Annotated in this window: 12 protein-coding genes; 1 reads left to right on the top strand and 11 read right to left on the bottom strand. The window is 39.9% G+C overall.

Features of this window, described 5'->3' with window-relative positions; genetic code table 11:
- Positions 1–22: 22 nt before the first annotated feature.
- The 11 genes from L1267_RS00295 to L1267_RS00245 form a co-directional block, all read right to left on the bottom strand.
- On the bottom strand, positions 23–3187 hold the full coding sequence (locus tag L1267_RS00295) for an efflux RND transporter permease subunit (RefSeq protein WP_074988939.1): 3165 nt from the start codon (positions 3185–3187) through the stop codon (positions 23–25).
- Between the two features lie 15 nt (positions 3188–3202).
- Entirely contained in the window at positions 3203–4960 is a 1758-nt protein-coding gene (locus L1267_RS00290) for an efflux RND transporter periplasmic adaptor subunit (RefSeq protein WP_016708254.1), read from the bottom strand.
- Positions 4960–6387 carry a TolC family protein gene (locus L1267_RS00285; RefSeq protein ID WP_016708255.1) on the bottom strand — a complete coding sequence of 476 codons (1428 nt, stop codon included), beginning with the start codon at positions 6385–6387 and terminating at the stop codon, positions 4960–4962. The genes L1267_RS00290 and L1267_RS00285 overlap by 1 nt, the downstream gene beginning before the upstream one ends.
- Positions 6387–6884 (bottom strand): DUF411 domain-containing protein, encoded by a 498-nt coding sequence (locus L1267_RS00280; protein ID WP_016708256.1) that lies wholly within the window; start codon positions 6882–6884, stop codon positions 6387–6389. Before L1267_RS00280 ends, L1267_RS00285 begins: the two co-directional genes overlap by 1 nt.
- Positions 6885–6991: 107 nt before the next feature.
- Positions 6992–7345 carry a hypothetical protein gene (locus L1267_RS00275; protein WP_074988940.1) on the bottom strand — a complete coding sequence of 118 codons (354 nt, stop codon included), beginning with the start codon at positions 7343–7345 and terminating at the stop codon, positions 6992–6994.
- 156 nt (positions 7346–7501) lie between these two features.
- Positions 7502–7849, bottom strand: coding sequence for a hypothetical protein (locus tag L1267_RS00270; RefSeq protein ID WP_045979609.1), 348 nt, complete (start codon positions 7847–7849; stop codon positions 7502–7504).
- A gap of 13 nt (positions 7850–7862) precedes the next feature.
- Positions 7863–8180 (bottom strand): hypothetical protein, encoded by a 318-nt coding sequence (locus L1267_RS00265; RefSeq protein WP_016708259.1) that lies wholly within the window; start codon positions 8178–8180, stop codon positions 7863–7865.
- The gene (locus L1267_RS00260) at positions 8177–9214 is read right to left on the bottom strand and encodes a hypothetical protein (protein ID WP_016708260.1); all 1038 of its coding nucleotides are present in this window, start codon (positions 9212–9214) and stop codon (positions 8177–8179) included. Before L1267_RS00260 ends, L1267_RS00265 begins: the two co-directional genes overlap by 4 nt.
- Positions 9215–9422: 208 nt before the next feature.
- Complete coding sequence (locus L1267_RS00255) at positions 9423–9785, bottom strand: hypothetical protein (RefSeq protein ID WP_016708261.1); 363 nt, start codon at positions 9783–9785, stop codon at positions 9423–9425.
- Between the two features lie 194 nt (positions 9786–9979).
- On the bottom strand, positions 9980–11362 hold the full coding sequence (locus L1267_RS00250) for a PhoH family protein (protein ID WP_016708262.1): 1383 nt from the start codon (positions 11360–11362) through the stop codon (positions 9980–9982).
- Positions 11362–12726, bottom strand: coding sequence for a PhoH family protein (locus tag L1267_RS00245; protein ID WP_235381755.1), 1365 nt, complete (start codon positions 12724–12726; stop codon positions 11362–11364). The genes L1267_RS00250 and L1267_RS00245 overlap by 1 nt, the downstream gene beginning before the upstream one ends.
- A 311-nt stretch (positions 12727–13037) precedes the next feature.
- Between L1267_RS00245 and rapA the strand changes: the two genes are divergently transcribed.
- Positions 13038–15932, top strand: coding sequence for an RNA polymerase-associated protein RapA (gene rapA / locus L1267_RS00240; RefSeq protein ID WP_235381754.1), 2895 nt, complete (start codon positions 13038–13040; stop codon positions 15930–15932).
- The last annotated feature ends 162 nt before the right edge of the window (positions 15933–16094 follow it).

Genomic DNA, 16094 nt, shown 5'->3' with positions numbered 1-16094 from the left:
TTTATGGTACTTCCTAGCTTTTCTAAGCATTGTTTTTTAGCTCCGAGTTAGAAAGTTCCTTGTTAAAGGCGTTTACTTCGGGCTTTTTAACGATTGAATAAATCGCGGGTAAAACAATTAGAGTTAGCAGGACTGCACTTGTCATCCCACCTACCATTGGTGCAGCAATACGACTCATTACCTCAGAGCCTGTTCCTGTACCATATAAAATAGGCATTAGGCCGATAATGATTGTCGCTACTGTCATCATTACAGGACGAACACGTAATCCAGCACCGTGCAATAAGGCATCTTGATATTCATCTTCTGAGATGAGTTCTGCTCGCTCTTTCGCTTTTTCCTTAAGTTCAGCGAGCGCCTGATTGAGATATACCAACATTATTACGCCAATCTCAACAGCTACTCCAGCCAGAGCAATAAAGCCTACACCAACTGCTACAGAGAAGTTGAACCCTTCTAAATACATCAACCATAACCCACCGATCATTGCCATCGGTAAAGTCACAATGATGATCGCAACTTCGCTAAACGCTCTGAAGTTCAAATAAAGCAAAATAACAATAATGGCGAGCGTCAATGGAACAACGTAAGTAAGCTTGGCTTTGGCTCTTTCCATATATTCGTATTGACCAGCCCAAGTAATCGAATAACCTGCTGGTAATATAAGATTTTTAGCTAAATGCTCTTTTGCACTTTCAACATAAGTACCTACGTCAACGCCCTCTATATCAATGAACGTCCAACCATTAATACGTGCATTTTCACTCTTGATCCCCGGAGGGCCTACTTCTACTTTTATTTCAGCTACGTCACCTAGTGCGATGCGTTGTCCATTTGGAGTGACAACAGGCAAGCGCGACAACTGCTCTGGAGAGTCACGATAATCTTGTGGGTATCGCAAGTTGACAGGATAACGCTCTTGACCTTCTACTGTTTGAGTGACATTCATCCCACCAATAGCAGTTGAAACTACTTGTTGTACGTCATCGATGTTTAATCCAAAACGACTTGCTTTCTCACGAGAAATATCAACTTTGATATATCGTCCACCTGCAACTCGTTCAGAATAAACTGAAGCGGTTCCTGTCACCTCTGGTAACAATTGCTCTATTTGTTGCCCTATCTCTTGAATCGTATTTAAATCAGCTCCTGCTACTTTAATACCTACTGGCGTTTTAATACCTGTTGCCAACATATCAATACGAGTTTTGATTGGCATAACCCAAGCATTCGTCAAGCCCGGAAACTTAACCAACTTATCAAACTCAGCTTTTAGAGATTCTGTTGTAACTCCCTCACGCCACTCTTCTTGAGGCTTCAACTGAATGAAGGTCTCAATCATAGTTAGAGGCGCGGGATCAGTTGCAGTTTCAGCTCTTCCTACTTTACCAAATACTGTTTCAACTTCTGGCACTGTTTTAATTAGCTTGTCTGTCTGCTGTAGAATTTCTCTTGCCTTACCAATGGAAATTCCCGGATAGGTAGTCGGCATATACATAAGATCGCCTTCGTCTAAAGGAGGAATAAATTCACTACCAATTTTATCGACAGGCCAAAAACCAACAATCGTCACTAATATTGCTGCTACTATTGTCGATTTAGGAAACTTCATAACTTGCTTTAAAACAGGCATGTAGATAGCAATAAGCAGTCTGTTTAAAGGGTTTTTCTTTTCTGAAACAATTTTTCCTCGAATAAAATACCCCATTAAAACAGGAACTAATGTTATCGCTAAGCCTGCTGATGCGGCCATTGCATATGTTTTTGTGTAAGCAAGTGGAGAAAACATTCTTCCTTCTTGCGCTTCCAAAATAAATACTGGCAAGAATGAGACTGTAATGATGAGCAAACTAAAAAATAGTGCTGGACCGACTTCACTTGCAGCTTTCGAGACTATTTGCCAACGATTTTCATCCGTTAGCGGTGTCTTTTCCATATGCTTATGCATATTTTCAATCATCACTATTGCGCCATCTGTCATCGCACCAATTGCAATAGCGATACCACCTAATGACATAATATTCGCATTGATACCTTGCATATGCATGATGATAAATGAAGCTAAGATGCCAATAGGTAGAGTGACAACTGCAACAATCGAAGATCGCAAATGAAACAGAAATGCAACACATACAATCGCGACGACAGCAAGCTCTTCGAGCAATTTACTCCATAGGTTTTCTACCGCCTCTCCTATTAAGCCAGAGCGATCATAAACCGTAACTATTTCAACTCCTTCGGGTAAACCTTTTTTTAACTCTTCTAATTTGGCTTTTACTCCATCAATAGTTTTTTGTGCGTTTTCACCAAAGCGCATAACAACAACACCACCAACGACTTCTCCTTCACCATTTAGTTCAGCAATGCCTCGTCTCATTTGTGGACCTAGGTTGACTTCCGCCACATCGCCAATGGTAAGCGGGGTTCCTTGTGCGTTAACACCAAGAGGGATCAACTCTATGTCGGAAATACTTTTGATATAGCCAGTTGCGGTAACCATGTACTCTGCTTCCGCCATTTCAACAACTGAGGCACCTGTTTCTTGGTTACCACGTTTAAGTGCCATTTGAATGTGACTAAGTGGTATACCGTAGGCTCTTAATTTATCGGGATCGACTTGTATTTGATATTGTTTAACCATGCCACCAACAGCAGCAACCTCAGAAACTCCCGGTACAGTTTGCAATTCATATTTTAAGAACCAATCTTGAATACTACGCAATTGGCTAATATCTAAGCTGCCCGTTTTGTCTACAAGGGAATATAAATAAACCCAGCCAACGCCTGTGGCGTCAGGTCCTAGTTGTGGGCGTGCGGTAGCAGGTAGCGAAGGGGCTACTTGACTTAAATATTCAAGTACTCTGCTCCTTGCCCAATATAAATCGGTGTCTTCATCAAAGATGACATAAACAAAGGAGTCTCCAAAAAATGAATACCCCCGAACTGTAATAGCCCCCGGAACTGACAGCATTGCTGTTGTTAAAGGGTAAGTAACTTGATCTTGCACTACTTGTGGTGCCTGACCGGGATAATTCGTTTTAATTATCACTTGAACATCAGAAAGATCTGGTAATGCATCAACTGGTGTATTTTTAATTGAGAATAACCCACCACCAATCAAAATTAAGGTAGCTAAGATGACAAAAAAGCGATTACCTATCGACCACCTAATAATTGATTCAATCATTATTTATCTCCTAACTTAATGATTTGAATGGTCAACAGCACTTTTAGGTTCATGCTTTAGTTGCTCATTTGATTCAAGATAGATTTCAGTGATAACCAAATTATTTCTCACCTCAAAAGTGAAAGTGACGTTATCACCAACATTGAAATCAACTATTTCTATATTGTCCGCGACTATAAAATCCATCGTCGCAGCAGGTCTATCCCATTTCTCTATTGGGCCTCGGCTAATATTTAGAATACGCGTATCAACATTAATCGCATTGATTAGACCTGATACTGTTGCAAAAGATACTTCTTCACTCATATCAGCAGACTCACTCATGATATGAATTCCAGTAATTTCATATCCACCATCTTCGGTTTTACTCACCTCAAAGTGCAAAGATTGACCAGACTTTAATGAGTCAATATCAACTTTTTCAGCCACAGTAAAATCCATAACCATCTCAGGCCAATCCCAAGCTTCAGCGGGGCCGTGACTGATATTAACCATGCGATGCCCAGTCATAACACTATTAACATCTCCTTGCATCCAAACAGAGTTGGGCACTTCATCGTGAGTCATTCGTTTAAAGTCAGAGCTTTTACTTGATTCAGAATCAATCAAGAATTGAGCTGATGTCACCACAACATCATCTTCATTAAGGCCCTCTAAGATTTCGATACTATCGATATCAACACGGCCAATAGTCACTTCAATAGATTTAAACTGGCCATCCCCTAACGCAAGTACAACTCTGTCTTGTTTACCTGTTCGAATAACAGCTTCTTTAGGCACAAGTATGGTGCTATCAGCTTGATTAGCGTGAATAGAGACTTGTGCGAACATGTTTGGTTTTAATTGATAGTCAGGGTTGTCAAACTTCAACCTCACTCTGAGTGTGCGTGTTTTACTGTTCAAGGTTGGATAGACATAATCAACGACACCAGCCCAGTCCTCACCGGGTAAATAGTCAAGTGTCATTGATACAGGAAGTCCCTCTTTAATTAAGGCTGCGTCACGTTCAAACACTTCTGCTTCAACCCAAACTTGATCTAGCTGACCAATGCTTAATATGGTGTTTCCCGGCTTTACATAAAAACCCTCTCTAATCTTCAAACCATCAACAACACCTGCCTGAGGGGAGTAAAAGGTGATGTTTTGCTGAACCTTTCGTGTCTTTTCTAGCTTTTGAATAAAGTCTGCTGAAAGCTGTAACGCTTTAAGCCGATCTTTGGCCGCCGCAATTAAGGAACTATTATTGCGCTTTATAGCTATTAATAGTTCTTCTTGCGCGTTAACTAGCTGAGGAGAATATAGTGTATATAGAGGCTGCCCTTTCTCAACAGGATTACCTGCGGCTTTGACGTAGAGCTTTTCTATCCAACCATCTACACGTGGATGGATGTGAATTAGCTTATCTTCATCATATTGAACGTAACCTACGGTTGATATTTCAGTATGCATATTTTTAAGCTCAACAGGAGCAGTGCGAACCCCAAGATTATTCACTACATGAGGCGCGATTTTTACGGCTCCGGGGCCAAAGTCATCACCAGATGATCCTTCTTCATACACAGGAATTAAATCCATACCCATAGGCGACTTACCGGGCTTGTCACGACGGTAATTAGAATCCATCGGTGCAACCCAATACAGCGGTTTTTTCTCTCCTGATGTAGCTTCATTGCCATTACCGCTTGAACCTGTACCTTGATATAAACTTAATGCTCCAGCACCTAGTGCAGCACCAATGATGATGGCAATAATTGTTTTAGTATTCGTTGACATTATTTTTCTCCAAATTGCTGATTGGATAAGTGCTGATTAGTTTTGTGTGAAGTTTGCATCGACTTATGTTCAGCATTTGAATTAGATTGAGAATGCGCAAAGAAATAGTTGATACGAGCAACTGTTTTAAGTGCGTCAACATCAATTCTTAAGGCTGATATTCTGGCATTTAATTCTGCGATTCTTGCTCGAACAACTTCGGCAAAATCGCCATCATCATTTGTGTAAGCTGTCAATGACGCTTCTGCTTGGTCATGAGTTTGTTTAAGGAGTTGTTCTTGATAGATAGATTGCCTATCAGATAAACGCTTAAGCTGTCTAAGCTCCTTTTCCACCATACTGATCATTTGCTTTGTCAGTAATAGTTTCTCGGTTTTAATAGTCTCTGAATCTGCAATAGAAGCTGCAACTTGCTTATCTTGTCTGTTCTCGGTGAACAAGGGTAAATCAAACGTTACTCCAACAGAAAATAAATCAGCTCGGCTATCACCAGAGGGCATATTGTCACGATAGGCATAACTAGCATTAACACCCCATTGCGGCTCATATTGCTGTTTAGCTAACTCAACTGCTTTTTCTGAAGCTTTGCGTTTTATATCAATTGCAAGTATGGCTGGGTGATTCGAAAGCTCCTGAGCCAATAGATTTCTTGAGTAATTAGATGCTTTTAGGACTGTTGAATTGTTCAAATGAATTGTAGGCAACTTTTTAGAAACCCTAAACTCTAATGGTTGCGTATCAAAGTTGAATGATTCATTCAAGCCAGCAGCATCGTAGATATGAAGCCACTCATTAAGGCGAGCGATTGTTGTTTCTAGTTTCTGCTTTTGCGAAGTTAATCGGTCATCTAACTGCACGATTTCCAATTGAGCACGAATAACATCTTGTTGTCTGGTTTTACCAACAACATTTGAGTAGCTAGCTTTAGTAACTTCCGCCATCTGCTCAAAGAGCGCCCAATCCGCTTCAATCAATTTAATGGTTTGTTGGGCTAAGTAAGCATCTAACCATAACTGTGATACTTGGCTTATCAGTTTAGCCTTACGATCCTCTCGTAGCAGTGGAAATTTCGTTGACTCAATTTTTAATTGCTCTTGTTTAATCTTTAAACTATCACCTCTAGGAAACATTTGAGAAACACCAACCTTTAGTTGAGTCATTCCTTCCTGATCTAAGTCCCAAGTATCTGTTGGTAAATTCATTATCCCTAGTGATACTTTGGGGTCAGGCAAAGTACCTGAAGCGATACTTCTATTTTCAACCGCGCTTTGTTTTAACCGACTCCCATGAAGCCAAGGATCATTTTGCTGAGCCAAGGTGATAGCTTGTTCAAGTGACACTACTTTCTCAGCTTGAGCTGAGAATACAGACAAGCCGAGCATTAGCGAAGTTGAAAGTAGAGTAAGGCTTGAAACATTTAATCTCATTAGAATTGCTCCTCATAAGCCTTAACTTCTGCATATACTTTACTCGTTCCATCTTTAAATAAAATTAATACGTTATATGACATAAAGCGGTCGCCGACTTCCATACCCGGAGAGCCAACAGGCATTGCTGGGACAGATAATCCAATCGCATTGGGGTGCTCTTCTGACAAGAACTGCTGAATAAACTTAGCCGGTACATGACCTTCAAAGGCAAACCCATTTCTACTCACTGCCGTGTGGCATGAACGGTAATTAGGTTTGATACCATACTTAGTTTTGATGTTGCCGATGTTTCGGAAATCTTTGGAATGCGCAACGATCCCTTTGTCTTCAATATGAGTTATCCATTTTTTACAACACCCACAAGTTGGGGTTTTATAAACGATTAACTCCAAAGGTGTTACGTCGTTATTGTGTGCATGCTTATGTTCATTAGCGTTTGCAAACGCAGGTGAAAGCAGCATTACAACTGCTATTTTTAAATACTTATTGATCATTTTTGCCCCCAGACGTCGCTGGAAAATAGCTATAGCGCTACGACGCTATATTGACTAACAGAAAAATTAATTACATGTGTGCGAAATTTGGACGCACTAATCCTGTATTAGGCAAAAATTGGTGGACGATAAAGGGAAGTGGAAATTGAATGAGGTTGTTTAGATTGCATAGCAGCTACAGATTCACTCAATATTTGAATATCTGTCGAGTCAACACTGGAATTTAGGACTGTCGTAGATGAGCAAGCATTTGCAGGACAAATACATTCAACGTCACAACAATCTTCTGATTGACCATTACTGCTTTTATTCATATCACCATGATCCATGTTCATGTTCATGTGTGATTCATGAGAACCTGATGACATTTCGCAAGGCATAGCAGAATACGCAAATGCTTGCCCTACAAAGGCAAACAGCATAAGCGTTATCACTAAGACTTTTGAAAATGCTTTAGACATAAAATTCTCATAAAAATATACATGTCTATGCTAATACAAATTTTCGAATAAGTAAATTGATGTCATGTAAACATTTATGAATATTTGACTAACGTCAACTTTTTCAAAGAGGTAAGTGACAAATAATAATCTCATCAGACTTCTTATCTTCGTTATTCAATGGCTTTTATTTTGAGACTTAAGTTGCTCTCTCATTTCTAAAACTCGATCTACCGAATAAGCTCCCGCCCTCATAACAACCAGTTCAACAAACGAAATATCAATTAACTTATGGTCAGCATCAATCACATAACAACTCTCACTATGTGTGTATATTTCTAACTTATCCTCATCAGCAGATTTGCTAACAATCTTTGAAGTTACCATTTGCTCAAATGGCCGAAATCTGAATGTTTCATCGTCAATAACAACCCCTGACAAAAACTCCCCAAGAAATGATTTTTCAAAGTCTTTATAGTCATAGACCGAGAGTATGTAAGCATCCTTTAAATATGTTTTGTCCATTTGTTACTCCCTACTAATAGCCAGCAGGGAGCATTTCTCGCAACTCTAATAGCTCATTTGGAGAGTACATACACTCATGCATTAAATTGAACTCAAATACATCTACATCAAACTTTTGGGGTTCTGCATCTAAGATATAAAAGTCAGCACCAAAAGTTCTATATTCAGGACCGTTTACTTCCATGACTTTCGTGGAAAACAAAGCCTCACCTTTTTTACCGTTCTTACTATCCTCAGCAAAAGTAGCGTAAAGCACCTGTTCAACCTTATCTTCTAAGTCAGATTTAATTGAGATAAGTGTTGCGTTAGTTAGTTTTACTCTTGGTCTCATGCTTTTGCTTCCTTCTTATCTTCTAGGCAAAACGGGCGGAAAAAACTAAGGTACTTAACTCCATTAACTTTTAGTAAATTGTTGTCAGCATCAAAATGTGACAGAACGCTAGACTGATACAACGAAATATATTTTTCATAATCGATGGTGTTAAAAAAATTGGTATCGACACGTCGTGCATGGAAAACAAGAGCTTGCTGATCGATACGAACAATGAACTTTTGATCACCATCTAGATTTTTAACCTGTAGACATAAATCAGGTTTGTGCCAATCAGATACAAAGGAAGGAATCAGTGGGAAGCCATATACCAAATAGCGCATACCTTCGATTTTGAAGGTTGTTGGATTGAACTGAGCCTTATTTACTTTGCCGCTACGGAATAATTCAAGTGTCAACACCAGCCAGTGCTCATGCTTAGAAAATGTATTTCCTTCAGAAATACAGCCTTCGAACTCACTATCATGGTTTACATGATTGATGTACATGTATTTTTTAATGTCATTCAAGGAAAGCTTTTCAACCGGAAACTTTGAAGCTATGAGCCTGAAATAACAACCATGAACTTTTAAATCTGCATATTGAACTATCAACGGATCATCAAAAGCATCGAAATATGGTCGCCACTCCAGCCTAAAGTCAGCACCAGTGTTTACAATAAACTTGGCATCTTCTGGCAACCCTAATACTTGGTATATCACTGAAACTAACTCTAATGTTTCGATATCTACCAGCATCAGGCTTTCAATACGGTTTGCCATTGACTCAATTTCTTTATGAAGCGATTCAATAATTTCTTGATCATCGTATTCATTGATCATTAAGTATTTCAGGGAATCGTGCTTTAGAATTGAATCCAGTTTTTTCTGTTCAAATGCTTCAGTGAGGCTATTATGGGTATCAGAAAAATGAGGGCAGTTATAAACACCTCTAGCCCACAGGCCTTGGGCGTAAAGATCAGGAAACTCTAATAACTCAGCAAACTCTTTTGCTTGTTTATTGAGTTTATTCTTTAATTGATAAAGTGAGATCATTTAGTTCTCCAAACAACTTTCTAATAAACAATGGCCTACCAACACATTGCTTTATTTATTGTTCAAATAACCAAATTTTTACGGATGCTCCGCTTCACTGTTCACGTTTTTCAAGGCGAAAAACATGTGTAGGCGTAGGCTGTCCGTTCAGCCTTCTTATTATAATATCGCCAAAAAACAAAATGACAACTTACGTATTTGTACAACTTTAGGTAGATATTTTGAGTTTGAACTCTGAAAAGCTAAGCCCAAACAAGGATACGACCATCTCTTCATTTATATTGGAGCCGGGAAATTTTTTTTCAAAATTTCCAATAATGCTATCTAGGTGGCTAGCTAATATTTTTACTAAAAATATTTCCGAGTTTGGTGAGAGTGCAGACAGTGCTATCAATGGGTTGTCAAAGGATTCAGCTTTTATTTTTACTAGTAAATCGCTGTAACTGTCACAGCCATATAGACAAATAGCTGCCCCTTCTTGGGCTTGTCCAAGGGGAATAGTTAATAATTTAGATAATCGTTTTGCCTGCCTTTTTATATTTACTAGCAGGTCTTCTTTTTTAAAAGACATCAATACACCAAAAAACGGCAACGCTAGGCCACGCACCTATGTCACTCAGTTTTTATGTGAATATTTAATCTTTTAGTTCAGAGTAAATCCATTTCGTCCTGTTTTCGTGGGAACGGGCTTCTCTGAAAAGCCACTGCAAAAAGCAGTGGCCATTGTCGCAATATTATAAGGAAATGTGAATGGTAGTTTGATGCCTACATATTCTTTTCAGTGAATTCAGCCAAGCTACTACGCTCTACTTCATCAAAAATCAGCACTGATCCTTTTTCATAATGACGAAACACATTAACAGCCGCACTTGCACCAGAAGAAGCAGGTGTTACAAACTTATCGTCAATCTGGGCTAGGTTGCCCAATACGATTGTCCGACAATTTTTGCCACCGCGACTAAGCATTCCTTTAATTTGAGCACGGGTCATATTTTGTGCTTCATCAATTATTAAAACAGCATCGTCTATTGAGCGGCCACGAAAATAAGCCATACTGGTAAATTCTATATTAGCTCTTTCGATCACATGTTCAACTGTAGCGTGAATATTTCCTTCATGATTATCATCCGAGTGCATCGAAATTAATGCGTCAGTAATACCTGCCAGAAGAGGCATTGATTTTTCAGTTAAATCCCCCGGTAAGAATCCCGGATCGTCGTCCATAAAGTCTCTGGAGCGCACCACAACGATTTTTTTGTACTTTTTCAACTCCAATACTTGATGCAGCGCCGAAGCAACTGCCAAAAAAGTTTTTCCGGAGCCAGCAGGACCAAGGATGATATTTAAATCATAGTAAGTGTCTGTTAATTGGCTTAAAGCTACCGCCTGACGCTGGTTTTTAGGCAATATGCCCCATATCTTTTCTTGCTTACGCGGCAATAATTTTGTGTATACCTCAGTATCTGTTACTTCTGAAATCCGGCCAATGTGTCCGGCTTCATCGTACCAATACATGTTTGGCTGAACTTCATCGTTGAACAAGCTTATTGGGAATGTATAAACCTCTCCTGAGACTTTGAAATCTTTATCTGATTCAATTCGATCAAAAAGATCGCCTTCAAAAGCCTGTACTCCTGTGTATAAAAGATCAATATCTGATATTTGATTATCTACAGCAACGTCCTCAGCCCTAACCCCAACTGTTCGAGCTTTCAATCGCATATTAATATCACGGCTAACAATTGTTACGTCTTTATTGAGTTCTTTTTGAAGATATAAAGCATAATTAATTATTCTGTTATCAGCATCACTTCCTATCCCGTGCTTTAACTCCTTAGCCAGATCCAATTGAGTGTCAATTCCAATGAAAAGCTTTCCTCTCTGGGCTGTTTCGGTAGATGGTAAAGGAATACCTATTTCCATTTCCTCGGCTGTATGTCCATTTATAATGTCTTCAAGCATTCTAATGCACATACGGGCATCGGCACTTACCGATTTATTAGTTCTTTCTTTCAGGTTATCAAGCTCTTCAAGGACAGTTAGACAGATGTAAATATCATCTTTGTAGCTAAAAATAGATTTTGGATCATGTACTAATGCAGATGTGTCTAGTACACGAGGATTTCGATTATCAATAGAGCTTTTCATTACGCAGCCTCCCAAAAGATTGAATCGTTGCTAGGCTTTGTGTTGTACTTTTCTTGTAAATTACAAATTTTGAGTAAAGGTTTATTGTTGAGAGACTGCTCAGAGTAGCTAAGGTAATCAATTTTTTTGGAAATTCTTTTTACTTTTTCTACAGGCCAATAAAAACAAGGGGGTAAAAACTTTAAAATACCCCCAATTCGGGGTTGTAAAATAACAACGGCGTTTTGAATGCTACGGCCGCGCATAAAGTTCACCGATTTAAACTGTACGTTGGCTTTTTCCATAATGTAATTACGGCTCGAAATCGGGTTTTCATCCCCTTTATGCAACACCTCTAAAGTATCGGTAATTGCTGCTAACCAAGGGGCCATTTTCTCTTCTTCAGTACCGGGTAAAAAGCCAATTGATTCAGCAATTTCTGGCGTGTTACGGGTGACTATAACTTTATCGTAAATGCCTTTTTCAATGATCATTTCAAGGGCACTGGCAAGAGCAAGCAAAGTTTTACCACAGCCTGCTGGGCCCGTTAAAATCACTAGTTCTATACTTGGGTCAAGTAGCGCATCAAGTGCCATCCCTTGATACACATTCTTAGGTTTTACACCCCAAGCGGTATGGCTCATCAAACGCTCAACACTAATATCTTTTAAAGTAATTTGTTTATCATCGTAGCTTGTTACTCGAGCCGCAAAGTGATCGCTATCATCTAAAATATATTCATTGCAGAACACATCACTAATCGTATTTTTTGCTACGTGGTGATAAGTATCTCGGCCTTGCTGCTCAGTTTCACACTCACCAACCTGTTGCCAAAAGTCTCCGTCAATTTTTTTATAGCCGCTGGTCAGTAAGGCTATGTCGTCAATTAATTGGTCTGTTCTGTAGTCTTCAACAAATTTAAGGCCGGCTCCCTTCGCCTTGAGGCGCATATTGATGTCTTTTGTTACAAGCACCACTTTGCTGTCGCTGTGCTGCTTTTGCAAATGCACTGCACAATTGATAATACGATGGTCATTTTCGTTGCCTGGTAAACCCGAAATACTGTCTGCAAATAAGTGATCATTAACGATAATTAGGCGGCCACGAGACTCTGTTTTCGCCTTTTTATTACTCGGCAGTGCCACCCCTTGCAACATCTGCTCAGGAGACGCGTCTTTTAACACTTCATCTAAACCACGAATAGCAACACGGGCGTCACGACTAACATCGTGTTTTCTATCTTTAATATGGTCAAGCTCTTCTAATACTGTCATGGGGATAACAACATCATGCTCTTGGAAAGATAAATAAGCGAGGGGTTCGTGGAGTAATACATTGGTATCGAGCACATACATTTTACTATCAAGGTTCGAAGCTTTTTCCATAGCACTTTCCTTACGTTTTATGATTTTTATGCTATACCCAATAAACTAAACAAGCGGCGGATGAAGCTATGATTTATTCGTTAGGTATATACTCAGTTTAGTCTATTTACGACAAAAGTCCTTTTTATGACAAACAAATATACAATTATTTAACTGGTTAAAATATATACAGATTTCACTAATATTTTCACCCGTAAAAATGACTTAAAAAGGTTGACTAAATTTAATTGTGTGCGGCGAGTTTACTACCTTGAAGTAGCATGGCGTTACAGGTAACATAGCCGCCTTTTTTCTTCATAGACGAGACATACATGAATTTTTCCTTAGGTCAGCGTTGGATCAGTGATACAGAGTCAGATTTAGGATTAGGCACCGTTGTTGCCCTTGAAGGCCGTCAGGTCAGCATTTTATTTCCAGCCAGTGGAGAAAACAGAGTTTATTCTTTAACTGAAGCACCTGTTACTCGTGTCGCATTTAATCCAGGTGATATTATTCGCAGCGTTGAAGAATGGGAATTAGAAGTCGAGTCTGTTGAACAGCAGGGCGAGTTACTATGCTATCACGGCACTCGCGTTGATAATGGTGAAAAAGCCCAGTTAAAAGAAACCTTTTTAGATCACTTTATCAAATTCAATAAACCACAAGACCGTTTATTTGCAGGTCAAGTAGACCGTTTTGACCGCTATACGCTTCGCTACCAAACTTGGCAGCATCAATTTGAGCGTCAACAATCACCTTTAAAAGGCTTAATTGGCCAACGTGCAAACCTTATTCCGCATCAGCTTTATATCGCCCAAGAAGTGGGTAAACGTTTTGCGCCACGCGTATTACTTTCTGATGAGGTGGGTTTAGGTAAAACCATTGAAGCGGGTATGATTTTACATCAACAAATCATCAGTGGCCGTGCTAGCCGCGTATTGATTGTTGTGCCTGAAAATCTTCAGCATCAGTGGTTAGTAGAAATGCTACGCCGCTTTAACTTACGTTTTTCTATTTTTGATGAAGAACGTTGTGATGAAGCATTTGCAGACTCACCAAACGTATTCGAAACAGAACAGTTAGTACTTACAAGCCTTGAGTTTTTAAGCAAGAAAAAACGCTGGTTTGAGCAAGCAACTCTGGCTGATTGGGATTTATTAGTTGTCGATGAAGCACACCATTTAAGTATTAATAATGGTAAGCCAAGCACTGAATATCAACGTATGGCAGAGTTAAGCCAAGACATTCCGGGCCTTATCTTATTAACTGCAACGCCGGATCAACTTGGTCACCGTAGTCACTTTGCACGTTTGCAATTACTCGACCCAGATCGTTTCTATGACTACGATGCGTTTGTAGAAGAAGAAAGTAACTACAAAGAGGTTGCCGAAGCAGCCAACCAATTACTGGGTGAAAAAGGCCTTGATGATGCATCTAGAGCAACTTTAAAAGAGCTATTAAAAGAAACCGACATCACTGACCTTTTAGCTAACGCAGAGCAAGGTGATGAAACGGCGCGTAACGAAATTCTATCAATGCTGTTAGACCGCCATGGTACAGGCCGTATTTTATTTAGAAATAGCCGCAGCGGTATTGATGGTTACCCAAGCCGTAAGCTTCATGCTTATCCAATGGCAATGCCTAAACAATATAAAACGGCAATGTCGGTACTAGGTAATATGGGCGGCATTCAAAATGCTGAGCTAACAGCACTTCGTGCTTTATTCCCTGAAAAAATCTTCCAAGAGTTTGAAGGTGAAAATGCCAGCTGGGGTGCATTTGACCCACGTGTTGATTGGTTAATTGAAACACTTAAAACCCTTAAGCACGAAAAAGTACTGCTTATTTGTGCTAAAGCCGAAACCGCACTTAGCCTAGAACAAATTTTACGTGAGCGTGAAGCAATTAAAGCCTCGGTGTTCCACGAAGGCATGTCGATTGTTGAACGTGACCGTGCAGCGGCTTACTTTGCCGATGAGTACGACAGCGCACAAATTCTACTTTGTTCTGAAATTGGTTCTGAAGGTCGTAACTTCCAATTCTCGCATCACCTAGTACTGTTTGATTTACCACTTAATCCAGACTTACTCGAGCAACGCATTGGTCGTCTTGACCGTATTGGTCAAACGCAAGACGTAAACATCCACGTGCCGTATTTCGAAAACACCGCACAAGAAGTGTTACTTCGTTGGTACAACGAAGGCTTAGATGCGTTTGAAACAACATCGACAACAGGACAAATGCTGTATAAAGAGTATGGCGAAGAACTACTTGAGTTTATTGGTGCACACAATTGCGACGAAGAAGAGCTAGACCCACTATTAGAACAAGTTGCCAGCCAAAATGCTAAGCTTCGTAAACAAATGGAAAGTGGTCGTGACCGTTTATTAGAGCTGCACTCAAGTGGCCAAGGACGAGCCGAAAGTCTTGTTGCTGATATCGAAGAGTTAGATGATCAATTCACGCTACCAAGTTATATGATCAATGTGTTCGACACCTTTGGTGTAAGCCAAGAGGATAAAGGTGAAAATACCATCATCTTAAAGCCAACTGAGCACATGCTAAATCCGTCTTTCCCATGCTTGAAAGATGATGGCATCACAGTAACGTTTGATCGTAGCACCTCGCTTTCGCAAGAAGACGCGCATTTCATCAGCTGGGACCACCCTATGGTGCAAGGCAGCTTAGATATGATTTGTGATGATGACTTTGGTACTGCCTCTGTGGCGTTACTGAAAAACAAAAAGCTACCTGCTGGTACCTTCTTTGTTGAGCTCATTTTCATTGCTGAAGCGATGGCGCCTAAAGCACTTCAGGTTGGCCGCTTCTTGCCACCAACGCCAATTCGTATCTTATTAGATAAGAGCAGCAATAACTTAGCCGACAATGTTGCCTTTGATGCCTTCAACCAGCAGTTGTCTGCAGTTGGTCGCCAAACTGCAAGTAAGTTAGCCAGTGCGTTACAAAGTGCCATTCACCCAATGATCACCAGTGCACAAGGCATGGCACAAACTAAGCTTGAAACACTCCGTGCGGAATCACTAGAGAAAATGCAAACAGCCCTTGGTGAAGAACAAGCTCGTTTAACAGCACTTAAGCAAATCAACCCGAATATTCGTGACGAAGAGCTTAGCTTCTATGATAAGCAACGCAGTGAACTCACTACTTACATCGAAAAAGCCCAAGTTAAACTGGATGCTATTCGTTTAATTGTGGTTTCTCACTAACGTTGAAGCGCTAAACAAAAACTATAAACGCGATGTGCTTTCACATCGCGTTTTTTATGCCAAACAAAACAAGGGGAAAAAATCAGAGTCCTACTTGTTAGCATATACTCGAAAACCAGCCCTGCCATTGTGTATGCGCTCATACTCCTTTAAAATAGCGCC

The organism is Pseudoalteromonas sp. OFAV1 (genome assembly GCF_021532595.1).
In the GTDB taxonomy this organism is placed as follows: domain Bacteria; phylum Pseudomonadota; class Gammaproteobacteria; order Enterobacterales; family Alteromonadaceae; genus Pseudoalteromonas; species Pseudoalteromonas lipolytica_C.
Note: the sequence above shows the minus strand (reverse complement) of the source record. Positions and strands in the feature narration are given on the sequence as shown.